This window comes from Iodobacter sp. (assembly GCF_025352645.1).
GTDB lineage: Bacteria > Pseudomonadota > Gammaproteobacteria > Burkholderiales > Chitinibacteraceae > Iodobacter.
Window position 1 is genome coordinate 98589 of sequence record NZ_JANXSO010000017.1, and the last position, 12948, is coordinate 111536.

A 12948-nucleotide genomic window follows, 5' to 3' on the forward strand; every position below is an offset into this window, starting at 1 on the left:
TTGATTATGGCAATATGAAAGCATGTTTGGCTGGGTAGCATCGCGATGCTTGCAGCGCTGCGGCTGGTAACGGCGCTGGAATAAAGCCACGTTAGTGAGCTTTACTCCGTTGATATTCGATGAGGGCCCTTAGCCTTCAACAAGCGCGATAAGAACCATAATTGAAATAAATACCGCAGCAAATCCAACGGCAGCCGCAACACTTGTGCCACCTTGTTTTATCAGCTCAATTTTTGCTTGCTCCGGCGTATTCATTGCAATAATTTCTTTTGTTTTCTTTTCTACGTGAAGTTTGTACAAAGCATTCCCTTGCATGCCAAGGGCGATGGCAATACCTAAACTAATAGCGTTGGATAGACTATTTGAAACGCCAAAAGCGATCTCGCAAAGTGTTTCTACCGCGATTACGCCGATAAAGACCGCCGAATAAAGATACATTTTTCTATAAGGCATCCATAGAAAGCCAAGTAAGAAAGCCGCCCAACTCCACGATTGCTTACTACTTTTTTTCTCAGCTATTTCCCACTTTCTCTGAAAGTAGTCATAGTTCTTGCCAATAAAAGTCTTTAAGGCATCATCGTCGTTTGCTATAGGTGCTTCTAATACAGCGGCGAGCGGTGACGGCTCTAAAATTGGATGAGCAACGCCACACCCAGAGCAAAATGCAGCATCAACCTCAAGCTGTGCCCCACATTTTGAACAAAACTCCATTGATATTTCTCCTTAGCCTATGGACTTGGGCTCACGCTAAATTAGAAAGAAAGCCCATCCATTTTCCAAACATTTCCCCATTTCAGTGAGGAGCAAGGCAGCATAATGTTAAAAAACCCACCAACACAGCAAGAATTATCGAGGGTATTTTTAACGGATTCGTAATATTTAGTAAGTTTTAAGCCAAGTTCATGCTGGCATTGCACAGCGAATATGTAATTTATGTAAATGAACTAACCCATTAGCCGCCATACGCATCCAGAGGTGCAGGCTAAGGGCTTAGGTCAGTGAATCAAGAGCAGCGACAATAGCTACTAAAAATACTAATTAATCCCGAAAGAAGCTCTTTGTAGGCTTGACGTTGCCGCTCACCAATACTCTACTAGCAAGGCATTTACCTTACAGCGCTTTATTTAGCTATTTACGACTCATCATCGAATGAAATAAGCTGTTATAGCCCGCCCAGCAAGGCTATAACAAGATAACGACCACACACCACGGCCCAATCCAGCAAACCCATTCAGCATTGTCAAGCCGACTTATCTACTAAGGTTTTATTCATATTGATGAAAGCTGGGCAAGGTGGCAAGATAGGGCTTGGCAGTAAATATTGAATCCTTTCAATGCGCTACTTTCTGAAAAGGAGTTGAACCATGGGTTTGTGGCTAGCAATTGGAATAGGCACAGGAGCCGCTCTAGGCTTCGCATTTGATGGCTTAGCGCTGGGTTTTGGCTTTGGCGCGATCTTTGGCGCAGCGTTTGGTGTGGTCTCTGACAAGCGCGCCAACGCAAAGAAAGCCCCCCGCTCACATACAAATTAATATCCAGCCCATCAACGGCATGTTTAACACTTCGGCTTGGCCAGAATACCGAAGCACGCTTTTAACCTTGCCGTAGATTGCGCCAACGCCTGCTTTTTAAATAAGCAATCCAGATAGAGGAAAATGGGTTACCAGCAGGCGGGCCAACCCAAGCCATAGACATCACCAAGCTGTATTTTGTACACTCTCTGTGAGTTAAATCACAAAAAGAGCGAGCATGTTGACAGGCTTAAATCATATCACTCTAGCTGTAAGCAATCTAAATAGCTCTTTAAGCTTTTACACTACTATTCTTGGCTTTAAGGGCCATGTAAAATGGGCGACAGGCGCTTACCTCAGCCTTGGTGATTTATGGCTTTGCTTATCGCTAGGTAAACCCGCCCCAAAACAAGATTACAGCCACATTGCCTTTAGTATTCCCCCATTACAATTCCACATTTTTCAGCAGCAACTGCGTACGCATAATGTGGTTGAATGGAAAAGCAACTCTAGCGAAGGTGATTCTATTTACCTGCTTGACCCTGACGAACATCAATTAGAGATCCATGCGGGCGATTTACACAGCCGTTTAAACAGCCGTTTAAACAGCTTGCAATTAAAGCCATATAAAGACTTAATCTGGCTTTAAGACCCTCTCCAATACTATGGCCACAATATGCATTTTTTCATTGAAACACCACGGCTGATTTTGCGTGATTTTATGGCCGATGATTTGGCCGCCTATACCGCATTATCCCAAAATGAAAAATATCAACGCTTTTATAGCGAAGTAGATTGCTCAATTAGCAAAACCACCCAGCTAGTCGGTATATTTATTGAGCAAGCTGCAGAAACACCTAGAAGCAAATTTCAGCTGGCTATTATCGATAAAACCAGCCAGCAACTCATTGGCACGGCGGGTTTAAGAATAGAAACAGACCAACAAGCCTCCATTGGCTGCGGCATTGCCAAGGCAGGCCACGCCGCAGAAGCGATGTGTGCCTTAGTGGCTTACGGCTTTAAACAGCAAAATCTACATCGCATCTACGCAGAAACCATCGCCAACAACAAAGCCGCCATTGCACTTTGCACCCAATTTGGCATGCGCGAAGAAGCGCGCTTTTTAGAACACCGCTATTTTAAAAACAAATGGTGGGGCACCGTGATTTTGGCCATACTCAAAAGCGAGTGGCAAACAAATCATTAAGCACTCGCCCTGCCCACAATCAGCAGCTTGGAGGCAAAGATCATGGCAGCGCCTACAGCTAGTTTGTGGGTCAACCAAGGGTGAATGCTTAGGCTCTAGACACATAATGGTCATTGAAGCGCTCGCCCAGCGCTCGCCCTCATCACTTTAACGCGAGCAACGATATGCGGATTAGGCAAGTAAGCCCACACGAAACCTCTCTATTGGCGGGCTTAGTGGCTTTATTACAAAATGGTGTGCAACACGGCGCATCCATAGGATTTTTAGTACCACTATCAGCCAGCGCGGCCTTGGCCTATTGGCAAAATGTTTTACAAAGCCAAGGTCTAGTCCTTTGGGTTGCCGAGCAAGGCGAGCAAGGCGAGCAAGTAATTGGCACCGCTCAATTGGATTTGTGCGGCAAAGAAAACGGCCAGCATCGGGCTGAAGTGCAAAAACTAATCGTTTTAAAAGAATGCCGAGGCCAAGGCATTGCTAGCCAGCTGATGCAGCACCTAGAGCACTTTGCCCGCAGCCAAGGCCGCCATTTATTAATTTTGGACACACAAACCGGCTCTGCTGCGGAAATGCTCTACCAAAAACTGGGCTGGCAACGGGCGGGTGAAATCCCTAATTTTGCACTTAACCCAGCAGGGCTTTTATTCCCAACCTCCTTATATTTCAAGTTAATTACTCACCCATAAATAACGCTGTTGCATAAGGAAAAAATGCAATCATTTTTTTATAAAGCAATTATTTTATTTTGCTTAGCCGCATTAAGTGGCTGCACTCTGCTTGGTGCCGTCATTGGTAAGCAATTAGATGACCATAGAGAAAACCCAATTTATGAAAATAAATTAGCCGCAGAAGGGTTCAATGTGGATGTTGAACTTATTAAGGGAATAGTGAATAGCCCTAAAAAAGCGGAGCCATGGGAAGAAAAATCTCTATGCGAAATCAACATAGAAAAACGAGTTTGCTCCGCTAAAAGTGGCGAATGTTGGTGCGAAGCCGTTAATATCCCCATCCTTCCCTAGGGTATACATATCTAATGGCAAGAAATATTGAAATAAAAGCGCGCATTGCGAACATTGCCGTACTGATCCCGATACTTGAATCACTTAGCCATACCGCCCCCATTGACATTACCCAAGACGATACTTTCTTTGCCTGCGAGAATGGTCGCTTAAAACTGCGAGCATTTCCAGACGGCAGTGGCCAGCTTATTTTCTATCGCCGCGCCAATCAGCTTGGCCCTAAGGAGTCGTTTTATGTACTTTCCAGCACGGCAGAGCCGGATGCGCTCAGGGAAGTGCTCGCTTATTCCAATGGCAAAATTGGCCGCGTAGAAAAACAACGCACCCTCTATCAATGTGGCCGTACCCGCGTGCATTTGGATCGCGTAAAAAAATTAGGTGATTTTTTAGAGCTAGAAGTGGTGCTGGCAGAAAACGAAACCGCAGCAAAGGACCAAGCAGAAGCGCAGCAACTGATGGCAAAGCTAGGCATTCAAACAGAACAGCTGATTGAATGTGCTTATTTAGATTTGTTGGCGGCAAAAAACCACATGTAAATTCCCCACTACACGGGGAAAATCAGCAAAATGTCAGCCATCAAAAAGCTGTTCTACGCAAAGCCCTTACATTAGCAGCGATTTTCTACATCCCCCCTATACTTCTTGCTGTAAAATCTTTCACTTAGCCGAGGGTGCAGCAATGAGCCGCAAGATTTATGTCAATCTAGCCGTGAAAAATCTGGAAGAATCCATCGCGTTCTTTAGCCAGCTGGGCTTTAAGTTTAACCCGCAGTTTTCTGATAGCAGCGCCAGTTGCCTAATGATTTCAGATGATATTTTTGTCATGTTGCTGGGCGAAGAGCGGTTTCAGACTTTTACCCCAAAAATACTTTGCAACCCCCACACCCATACCGAAATGCTGCTTTGCCTATCCTGCGATAGCCGCGAAGAAGTAGACCAAATTGTTTGCTTAGCCGTTACGGCGGGCGGTGCAATTTATAACGAAGCACAAGATCATGGCTTTATGTATGCCCACGGCTTTCAAGATTTAGACGGGCATATCTGGGAATTGGTTTATATGGAAGCCGTGATGGGCTTAACGGCCTAGGCTTAATAAGGATGATAATGAGCTCCACCACACGCTGTGCACTTTCAATCAATGTCAACAAAGTAGCGCTACTGCGCAATACTCGCCATCTGGGCATACCTAGTGTGGTGAAAGCCGCTGAGCTATGCCTGCAAGCTGGCGCACAGGGCATCACCGTTCACCCTAGGCCCGATGCGCGCCATATTCGCAGCGACGATGTGAGCAATCTTGCGACCCTGCTCAAAGCATGGCCGCATGCCGAGTACAATATCGAAGGCAATCCCACCCAAAATTTAATGGATTTCATCCGTGAATTTCGCCCGCATCAGGCCACCTTTGTGCCCGATGGCGAAGATCAATTCACCTCCAATTTTGGCTGGAGCCTACCAGAGGACATGGATAAACTACGCCCACTGATTGCCGAATGTAAGGCATTAGGGGTTAGAGTTAGCTTATTTATGGATCCAAACCCCGCCGCCATGCCTTTGGTGGCAGCGCTTGGCGCTGAGCGCATCGAGCTTTATACCGAAACTTACGCCAACGCCTACGGCGGCGAGCAAGAAGCCAGCGTACTAGCGGGTTTTACCGCCACAGCAGAGGCCGCGCTGGCAGCTGGGCTGGGCATTAACGCAGGCCACGATTTAAACTGCGATAACCTGACGCGCTTTTTACAAGCCGTGCCGGGTGTGCAAGAAATATCCATCGGCCACGCCTTTATTGCCGATGCGCTAGAGCTGGGTTATACCCAAGCAGTGAATGCATATCAAGCATGTATTGCTAAGGCTTACGATTAACTGCCGCTTATTATGAGTACGTGGGTATGGCTAGCCCATCACTCATGCAATATCGTTCAACCACCATATCCAATGAGTGCAATCATGAAAGCCACCCTAATCTGCCTAGCCCTTGCCCTGAGCGCATGTGGCCCCACCCCACAAAAAATTGCCGAACCACAGCGCGAAGCCCTAGATAAAGCCAAGGCCGTGGAGGGCGTTGTACTAAAACAAGCCGCCGAGCAAGCCTCAGCGGCAGCGGCGGCCGAAACTAATTAGACCAAATGGGAATTCTTCTCTAGGCACAGCGACCTAAAAACGCCAGACTGCTGCACTGCCCACCGACCATACTTACATACAATGCCAGCTAAAATACTAATTACCCAATTGACTTGGCGCACAATGCTTCTGCCCTTAGCTTTGGTATTGTTTGAGTTTTCCACTTATATCGCTAACGATATGATTTTGCCTGGCATGTTAGCCGTTACGCGGGAATTTAATGCTGGGCCGCAATGGGTGCCTACCTCAATGACGGCCTATCTAGTAGGTGGTGCATCTTTACAATGGCTACTTGGCCCATTATCCGATCGAATTGGCCGCAGGCCGGTGATGCTGTCTGGTGTGGCGTTTTTTATTACCATGTGTTTACTCACCCTATTTACCCGCTCTATTGAGCAATTTATTGTTTTACGGGTATTTCAAGGCGTAGGCATGTGTTTTATTGGCGCGGTGGGCTATGCGCTGGTACAAGAATCCTTCGACGAAAAAACCGCCATTAAAGTAACCGCGCTCATGGCCAATGTCGCCATGATTGCCCCTTTATTGGGCCCACTAGCGGGCGCAGTGATGATGGAACTAGCGCCTTGGCGAATGATTTTTGTATTAATTGCGGCGGTGGCTTTTTTATCCTTTATTGGGCTTTGGTACGCGCTACCCAAAATTGCCCCCAATAAAAGTCTATCCCCTTTTACTTATCGCGCGGTTTGGCAAGATTATAAAAATGTATTTAGTAATACGCATTTTTTAACTGGCGCATTGGCAATGGGCTTATGTAGTGTGCCATTGCTAACCTGGATTGGCATTTCGCCAGTTATCTTAATTGGCGACGCAGGCTTATCGCCGATTGAATTTGGTTACTGGCAAATCCCTGTGTTTGCCGCTTTGATTATTGGCAATTTCACCCTCGCCAAACTAAGCAATCACCTGCCTGTGCGCAGAATGATAGGTTTGGGCTTGATTCCTCAGGTGTTTGGCTTGAGTTTTTGCTTTATCGCCATGCTTTTCGCGCCTAGTCACTATATTTATCTGGTGATTGGCATTAGCTTTTACGCTTTTGGCTGTGGGCTGGTCAATGCAGGTCTATTTAGGCTGGTACTGTTCTCTAGCAGTGTGAGCAAAGGCACGGTGGCCGCAGCCTTTGGCATGATCACCATGGGTGTATATGGCCTAGGTATAGAGGGAATTAAAGCGGGGCACTTACTGGCTGGTAATCGCTTTTTTGCTAGCGCCCTACTTATCGTTGGTGGCGTGTTTGTCTTTGCGTTGAAAAAATTTATGGATAAACATCAGCGCATTTCTAGCGCCACCACTCACTAAGGCCGATATGGATTTTTTAGCCGCGCATGGCCTTCCTAGACGTTGGCAAGGCCAGCCGAGCTTCACTCTTTTGCAATGTGACTTTGCCAATGGGCAAGAATTTTTGCGAACATGGCAAGCTTGGCAAGCAGATCCAAAACGTAGCCAACGCTTACATTATCTGGCGTTTGTTAGCCAAACCACACTTCCTACCTGCCCGCATCCTGATTTGGCCGAGTTATACGCCGCCCTAGTACAAAGCTGGCCGGCATTATGCAAAGGCTTTCAGCGCCTTCATTTTGCGACGGGGGATGTAATATTGACGCTAATCTGGGGCGACACGCTTAATCAATTACGCAGCGTTAGCGCCACAATCGATGCGTTTGATCTTAATGCAGCTATTAGCCCAGCACATTACAAAGCGCTGTGGCGGCTATCCAGCGCCAATACGCAACTGATTGCCTACAACAATGCCGACGCCGCCTTACAAAAAAGCAGTGGCTTTGCCATGGACAAGCATGGGGATTATTACGCGGGGTTTTGCACTCGCCCCCCTATTGATAAATCTAACAAATACCCACATCAGGCGCTCATTATTGGCGCGGGCTTGGCGGGCACTAGTATCGCTGAGCGCTTGGCTGCCCGTGGTTGGCTAGTCAATATTATCGATGCGGCAGCAGGCGTGGCAACGCAATCCTCTGGCAACCATGCGGGCTTATTTCACCCCAGCGCCAGCCGCGATGATAATTATTCAGCCAGGCTTAGCCGTGTAGGCTGTGCAGAAACCCAGCAGCACCTACAGCGCTTAAAGCAAGCGGGGCTTGAGGTTTTTTTTGGCAACGACGGCATCTTGCAAATTGCAAAAGACGACGCACAAGCCGCATTAATGCAAGAAATCGTTCTGCAATACCCTGCCAGTTTATTAAAATGGATCAGCCAAAACGATGCCCAACAGCAACTTGGCGCACGCCCAAGCCACGGCGGCTGGTGGTTTTCTCAGGGTGGCTGGGCTAATCCGGCCAGTGTTTGTCGGGCCAATCTAGCCCGCTGGCCCAAGCAAATCACCACGCACTTTGGGCATAAAGTAGATCGCATTCATCAAGCCATAGACGGCTGGCAAGCCATTGCCGCAGATGGCCATGTTATTGCGTGCAGCCCTGTGCTGATTATTGCCAATGCCACCGAAGCACTCGATTTACTACCTGATTTAGAGTTGCCGCTTAGCAAAACACTCAGAAGCACCAGTCTAATTGCAGATTTTGAGCATCCCAGATACAGCTTAAGTGGCTCAGGCTATTTAACCGCCGCTTTTCAAGGCTACCGCTGCATTGGCGCAGCTGAAGTAAAAGATAACGATTTAGATATCGCAGCCGCCCATAATTTAGTGGAATTACACGCTTTACTGCCTGATTTAGCCGCAAAAACAGCCAACAGTAGCCGCGCCTGTTATCGCCCCAACAGCCTAGATCGACTCCCCCTAGTGGGGGCCTTGCACGACCCACAAAACATCCCCGCGGCGCTACATCAGCTACATCAAATCCCTAGGCAAATAGGGCTATATGGCTTATTGGGATTAGGCTCACGCGGCCTTAGCTGGGCGATCATTGCCGCCGAAGTGCTGGCCTGCCAGCTTAATGGCGAGCCATCCCCTATTGAGGCCGACTTGCTGCAAGCAATCGATCCCGCACGCTTCTTACTAAGAAAACACCGCAGAAACTTAAACACGCTGTCGACTACTTTGCCGCAAACTGAATCATAAGCACCCTAATTTGGCATAAATTGCGCCCATACCCCAGCCAACTTACCGGTCATGCTATTGAGTCGCCCGTCTGGCGGCTGAAGCCTCACTGAGCACTTACAAACATACAGCGCGGCCTATTCTGCAATTAACAATGTAGGAGGTTTATCATGCGCCGCATCATCCCCACCCTCATCTTTGGATTGTGCTTTATCCACGCCGAATCACGCGCAGATATCAATGACATTCTTGGCTTACAGCAAGCCATCAATGGCTTTTGTGGCGCACGCATGGATGTAATTTTAGTGGATGAATCACACACCAATCCGCCATGCCTGATGGCCTACTCCGATGGCTGTGAAGAAGCTCAACCCAATAGCCCGCAAAGCTGCCTTGTGGTGATGAGCGAAGACAATGCCCAAGCAGATGAAGGCAAAGTGCTTAGCGTATCGTGGTAGCTTCACCAATCTGCTGCTGAACCAACTCACCCAAGCGCGCAATCGCCTGTTCGTGACGATCACTCCAAGGCTCATTACAGCAGATGCGTAAGCAATTACGATAGCTATGGCTTGGCGAAAACAAAGGGCCGGGAGTGAAACTTATCCCCTCCCTTAAAGCATGCTGAAGCAACAATAAAGTATCTACCGCTGCATTTAATTCAATCCAAAAAACATAGCCGCCTTGCGGAACATGCAAGCGAGTATCACTCGGGAAAAACCGCTCAATCGCTGCCACCGCCAGCATCACCTGATCAAAGCAGGCTCGGCGCAGGCGACGCAAATGATGATCGTAACCGCCACTTTCTAAAAACTTGGCAATGGTTCTTTGCAGCGGCATAGCGTTAGAAAAAGTATTAATAAATTTAAGTTGTTCTACTTTTTGATGATAACGCCCTGCCACCACCCAGCCAATTCTAAATCCCGGCGCTACAGTTTTAGTAAAAGAAGAAATCAGCATCACATTACCTTCTTTATCAAAGGCTTTAGCGGGCCGAGGCCTATCCCCTTTGTAATAAAACTCACCGTATAAATCGTCCTCAATTAAAGGAATATGCCGCTCAGCTAACAACTCCACCAAACACTTTTTATTTTCATCCGGCATTAAACTGCCTAGCGGATTAGAAAAATTAGGCAGTAATACACAGGCTTTTACTTCGCCACTACGCGTGGCTAATTCCAGCGCCTCAATGGATATGCCCGTTTGTGGGTGAGTAGGTATTTCTAACGCTTTAAGCTGAAAGCTTTCTAAAATCTGCAATAGGCCAAAATAAGAAGGCGATTCAATCGCCACCACATCACCCGGCTGAGTCACCGCCCGTAAGCATAAATTAAGCGCTTCAATCGCGCCTTGGGTAATCAGTATTTCTTCCGCCTCAAATTGCCCTCCCCAATTTAATGCACGGCGGGCAATTTGGCGGCGTAATTCCACATCGCCAGCGGGGCGGCCATAATCTGCAATTAATTCCGGCGAATGCCGAGTCACTTGGGCTAATAAACGCTGCAATTGCTGATTAGGAAAAAGTGCGGGAGCCAAAATGGCAAAGCCGAAATCAATTTTAATATCGTGTAAACGCGCCAAAGTAGCAGGCAACCACATAGGATCAATCACCACTTGCCGCGCTTGCTGCGGTGGCTGAGTGAGCTCTGGAGCAGAAAAACCATTGCGATGCTTTTGCACATAAAAGCCAGACTGAGGGCGTGCTTCAATTAAGCCACGGTCTTCTAGCTCGCGGTAAGCTTCCATCACAGTAGAGAGGCTAACTTGCCGCTGCGCGGATAGCTTTCGAATGGAAGGGAGTTTTTCGCCTAGCTGTAATACGCCAGATTGAATGGCCTGAGCCAATTCACCCGCCAATTGAAAATACAGCGTTTCAGTTTTGCGCCGTAGGCTGGCGTCAGGCAAAGAGAGATCAGTCATCACAAACTCCATAGATGACCTTACTATATCTTAGCCCGAGCAAGGATTACAGTAGCAAAAAAATATAAATATTTTGAAAGTGTACCGCTAGCCAGCACACCGGCTGATGGGGGTCTCGAAAAACCTATATTTCTAAATAAGACAAGGCGCATATTAAAAAAATCGACGCTGCATATGCTTGATATGTAAGGAGATTTTTTTAATGCGCAACGCAGTATTATGAGATCAGATGGGGTTTTCTAGGCGCCCTGATGCAATAGGTGGCTACTTCGCCCCACTAGCAGCAAGCGGAGCAGGCGTGGGGGATGAGGAGACAATAGGATGATCTTTATCTAAGACTTGGAAAAAAACCTCATCCTGACGAATCATGCCTAATTCATTCCGGCCGCGCTCTTCAATCGCATCTGAGCCGGTTTTTAAATCGCGAACATCTGCATCTAATGCGTCATTACGCTCTTTTAATTTTTCGTTTTGTAGTTTTTTTTCAACAAGCTGATGATCAAGCTGCCATACGCGCAACCAACTGCCTTTGCCCACCCAAAGGGGCCATTGCAAAGCAGCAATCATGATAGAAAATACAATAGCAAGCAGGCGCATAATTAGATTCTAAATGATAGAAAACCGGAATCAACGATTCCGGTTTGTGATACTACCTGAGAATAAGTCAGTTTTTACTTATTAATTTGGTAAAAAGCACCCATACCTGGGTATACCGCGGCTTCACCCAACTCTTCTTCAATACGAATCAATTGATTGTATTTAGCAATACGATCAGAGCGGCTTAATGAGCCGGTTTTAATTTGCATGCAGTTGGTTGCCACAGCCAAATCTGCGATAGTTGCATCTTCGGTTTCGCCTGAACGATGGCTCATGACCGAGGTGTAACCATGACGTTTAGCCAGATCAACCGCAGCCAGTGTTTCAGATAGCGAACCAATTTGGTTTACTTTGATAAGGATAGAGTTACAAACGCCTAAGCGAATCCCTTCAGCCAGAATCTTAGTGTTGGTTACAAACAAATCATCGCCCACGATTTGCACGCGTTTGCCCAAGCGATCGGTCAATACTTTCCAACCCGCCCAGTCACGCTCGCCCATACCATCTTCGATCGAGATAATTGGGAATTTATTAACCAAGCTTTCCAAGTAATCCACTTGCTCTTCAGATGTCAGAGCGCGTTTATCACTTTTCTTGTAAACATACTTGCCGGTTTCTTTATCAAAGAACTCAGAAGCAGCACAATCCAGTGCGATGCAGAAATCAGTACCGGCTTTGTAGCCTGCTTTTTCAATGGCAGACATAATCATTTCCAATGCTTCTTCTGCATTGGCTACATCTGGAGCAAAACCACCTTCATCGCCCACTTGGGTAGGCATACCCTTGTCGTGCAGGATTTTTTTCAGGTTGTGGAATACTTCAGCGCCGTAACGCAATGCTTCGCGGAAAGTTGGCGCGCCAACTGGCACAATCATCAGCTCTTGGAAATCCAAGCTATTTGATGCGTGCTCACCACCGTTAACCACATTCATCATTGGCACTGGCAGGCTCATCGGGCCTGAACCACCAATATAACGATACAGCGGCAAGCCCGCTTCTTCAGCAGCGGCCTTAGCAACCGCCATAGACACAGCTAAGATGGCGTTTGCACCAAGATTGCGTTTGTCTTCAGTACCATCTAAATCAATCATGGTTTTGTCGATAAACGCTTGGTCAGCAGCATCTAGGCCAATGATGGCCTCACAGATTTCGGTGTTGATATTTTCAACAGCCTTCAATACACCCTTGCCAAGGTAGCGGGATTTATCGCCATCACGCAGCTCAAGCGCTTCGCGCTCGCCAGTGGATGCACCAGACGGCACAGCGGCACGGCCCATTACGCCGGATTCCAGCAATACATCGGCTTCTACAGTTGGGTTACCACGAGAATCAAGAATTTCACGGGCGATTACTTCTACAATTGCGCTCATATTTCAAACACCTTTAAGGAGGGTTGGTCTGAGTAGCTACACCGAAAAACTTCCGGCACTAAAAAATTCAGATTTGGCAGCCTTTCAACTTTATGTCATTAAAACTGCCAAAATATTACAGCGAGTACTCAATCAATGAGTGTGCCTTAAAGCACCACCCCTGTCTTTGAGTACGATCA

The 12948-nt window shown here is 47.3% G+C and carries 16 protein-coding genes; 12 read left to right on the top strand and 4 right to left on the bottom strand.

Features of this window, described 5'->3' with window-relative positions:
• Positions 1 to 129 precede the first annotated feature (129 nt).
• Positions 130 to 711, bottom strand: coding sequence for a DUF2628 domain-containing protein (locus tag Q0R17_RS02165; protein ID WP_293931727.1), 582 nt, complete (start codon positions 709 to 711; stop codon positions 130 to 132).
• Between the two features lie 653 nt (positions 712 to 1364).
• Here Q0R17_RS02165 and Q0R17_RS02170 point away from each other — a divergent pair.
• The 12 genes from Q0R17_RS02170 to Q0R17_RS02225 all read left to right on the top strand — a co-directional run bounded on the left by Q0R17_RS02170 (position 1365) and on the right by Q0R17_RS02225 (position 9343).
• Positions 1365 to 1532, top strand: coding sequence for a hypothetical protein (locus tag Q0R17_RS02170; protein WP_293931728.1), 168 nt, complete (start codon positions 1365 to 1367; stop codon positions 1530 to 1532).
• Between the two features lie 217 nt (positions 1533 to 1749).
• The gene (locus Q0R17_RS02175) at positions 1750 to 2160 is read left to right on the top strand and encodes a VOC family protein (RefSeq protein ID WP_293931730.1); all 411 of its coding nucleotides are present in this window, start codon (positions 1750 to 1752) and stop codon (positions 2158 to 2160) included.
• A gap of 27 nt (positions 2161 to 2187) precedes the next feature.
• The gene (locus tag Q0R17_RS02180; protein WP_293931731.1) at positions 2188 to 2718 is read left to right on the top strand and encodes a GNAT family N-acetyltransferase; all 531 of its coding nucleotides are present in this window, start codon (positions 2188 to 2190) and stop codon (positions 2716 to 2718) included.
• 164 nt (positions 2719 to 2882) lie between these two features.
• Positions 2883 to 3401 carry a GNAT family N-acetyltransferase gene (locus Q0R17_RS02185; protein WP_293931733.1) on the top strand — a complete coding sequence of 173 codons (519 nt, stop codon included), beginning with the start codon at positions 2883 to 2885 and terminating at the stop codon, positions 3399 to 3401.
• A 24-nt stretch (positions 3402 to 3425) separates the two neighbouring features.
• The gene (locus Q0R17_RS02190) at positions 3426 to 3734 is read left to right on the top strand and encodes a hypothetical protein (RefSeq protein WP_293931734.1); all 309 of its coding nucleotides are present in this window, start codon (positions 3426 to 3428) and stop codon (positions 3732 to 3734) included.
• A 14-nt stretch (positions 3735 to 3748) separates the two neighbouring features.
• A complete protein-coding gene (locus Q0R17_RS02195) occupies positions 3749 to 4270 on the top strand; it encodes a class IV adenylate cyclase (protein WP_293931736.1) in 522 nt (173 codons plus the stop codon).
• A 142-nt stretch (positions 4271 to 4412) separates the two neighbouring features.
• Positions 4413 to 4820, top strand: coding sequence for a VOC family protein (locus Q0R17_RS02200; RefSeq protein WP_293931738.1), 408 nt, complete (start codon positions 4413 to 4415; stop codon positions 4818 to 4820).
• Positions 4821 to 4837: 17 nt separating this feature from the next.
• Positions 4838 to 5593 (top strand): pyridoxine 5'-phosphate synthase, encoded by a 756-nt coding sequence (locus Q0R17_RS02205; protein WP_293931740.1) that lies wholly within the window; start codon positions 4838 to 4840, stop codon positions 5591 to 5593.
• Positions 5594 to 5677: 84 nt separating this feature from the next.
• Complete coding sequence (locus Q0R17_RS02210; protein WP_293931741.1) at positions 5678 to 5851, top strand: hypothetical protein; 174 nt, start codon at positions 5678 to 5680, stop codon at positions 5849 to 5851.
• Between the two features lie 81 nt (positions 5852 to 5932).
• Complete coding sequence (locus Q0R17_RS02215) at positions 5933 to 7168, top strand: MFS transporter (RefSeq protein ID WP_293931743.1); 1236 nt, start codon at positions 5933 to 5935, stop codon at positions 7166 to 7168.
• Positions 7169 to 7175: 7 nt separating this feature from the next.
• Positions 7176 to 8906 (top strand): FAD-dependent 5-carboxymethylaminomethyl-2-thiouridine(34) oxidoreductase MnmC, encoded by a 1731-nt coding sequence (gene mnmC / locus Q0R17_RS02220; RefSeq protein ID WP_293931744.1) that lies wholly within the window; start codon positions 7176 to 7178, stop codon positions 8904 to 8906.
• Between the two features lie 149 nt (positions 8907 to 9055).
• Complete coding sequence (locus Q0R17_RS02225; RefSeq protein WP_293931746.1) at positions 9056 to 9343, top strand: hypothetical protein; 288 nt, start codon at positions 9056 to 9058, stop codon at positions 9341 to 9343.
• Here the strand turns inward: Q0R17_RS02225 and Q0R17_RS02230 are convergent.
• From Q0R17_RS02230 to eno, 3 genes are all read right to left on the bottom strand, one after another.
• A complete protein-coding gene (locus tag Q0R17_RS02230) occupies positions 9327 to 10802 on the bottom strand; it encodes a PLP-dependent aminotransferase family protein (RefSeq protein ID WP_293931747.1) in 1476 nt (491 codons plus the stop codon). The two genes, Q0R17_RS02225 and Q0R17_RS02230, sit on opposite strands and share 17 nt — an antisense overlap.
• 264 nt (positions 10803 to 11066) lie before the next feature.
• Positions 11067 to 11399 (bottom strand): cell division protein FtsB, encoded by a 333-nt coding sequence (gene ftsB, locus Q0R17_RS02235; protein ID WP_293931748.1) that lies wholly within the window; start codon positions 11397 to 11399, stop codon positions 11067 to 11069.
• A 74-nt stretch (positions 11400 to 11473) separates the two neighbouring features.
• Complete coding sequence (gene eno, locus Q0R17_RS02240; RefSeq protein WP_293931749.1) at positions 11474 to 12769, bottom strand: phosphopyruvate hydratase; 1296 nt, start codon at positions 12767 to 12769, stop codon at positions 11474 to 11476.
• Positions 12770 to 12948: the final 179 nt, after the last annotated feature.

Excerpts from the sequence above, each read along its gene's own strand:
- Q0R17_RS02200 (WP_293931738.1), top strand. The coding sequence starts at position 4,413 with ATGAGCCGCAAGATTTATGTCAATCTAGCCGTGAAAAATCTGGAAGAA.
- Q0R17_RS02195 (WP_293931736.1), top strand. The coding sequence starts at position 3,749 with ATGGCAAGAAATATTGAAATAAAAGCGCGCATTGCGAACATTGCCGTA.
- Q0R17_RS02165 (WP_293931727.1), bottom strand. The coding sequence starts at position 711 with ATGGAGTTTTGTTCAAAATGTGGGGCACAGCTTGAGGTTGATGCTGCA.
- Q0R17_RS02185 (WP_293931733.1), top strand. The coding sequence starts at position 2,883 with ATGCGGATTAGGCAAGTAAGCCCACACGAAACCTCTCTATTGGCGGGC.
- Q0R17_RS02215 (WP_293931743.1), top strand. The coding sequence starts at position 5,933 with ATGCCAGCTAAAATACTAATTACCCAATTGACTTGGCGCACAATGCTT.
- eno (WP_293931749.1), bottom strand. The coding sequence starts at position 12,769 with ATGAGCGCAATTGTAGAAGTAATCGCCCGTGAAATTCTTGATTCTCGT.
- mnmC (WP_293931744.1), top strand. The coding sequence starts at position 7,176 with ATGGATTTTTTAGCCGCGCATGGCCTTCCTAGACGTTGGCAAGGCCAG.
- Q0R17_RS02180 (WP_293931731.1), top strand. The coding sequence starts at position 2,188 with ATGCATTTTTTCATTGAAACACCACGGCTGATTTTGCGTGATTTTATG.
- Q0R17_RS02205 (WP_293931740.1), top strand. The coding sequence starts at position 4,838 with ATGAGCTCCACCACACGCTGTGCACTTTCAATCAATGTCAACAAAGTA.
- Q0R17_RS02170 (WP_293931728.1), top strand. The coding sequence starts at position 1,365 with ATGGGTTTGTGGCTAGCAATTGGAATAGGCACAGGAGCCGCTCTAGGC.
- Q0R17_RS02210 (WP_293931741.1), top strand. The coding sequence starts at position 5,678 with ATGAAAGCCACCCTAATCTGCCTAGCCCTTGCCCTGAGCGCATGTGGC.
- Q0R17_RS02175 (WP_293931730.1), top strand. The coding sequence starts at position 1,750 with ATGTTGACAGGCTTAAATCATATCACTCTAGCTGTAAGCAATCTAAAT.
- Q0R17_RS02225 (WP_293931746.1), top strand. The coding sequence starts at position 9,056 with ATGCGCCGCATCATCCCCACCCTCATCTTTGGATTGTGCTTTATCCAC.
- ftsB (WP_293931748.1), bottom strand. The coding sequence starts at position 11,399 with ATGCGCCTGCTTGCTATTGTATTTTCTATCATGATTGCTGCTTTGCAA.
- Q0R17_RS02190 (WP_293931734.1), top strand. The coding sequence starts at position 3,426 with ATGCAATCATTTTTTTATAAAGCAATTATTTTATTTTGCTTAGCCGCA.
- Q0R17_RS02230 (WP_293931747.1), bottom strand. The coding sequence starts at position 10,802 with ATGACTGATCTCTCTTTGCCTGACGCCAGCCTACGGCGCAAAACTGAA.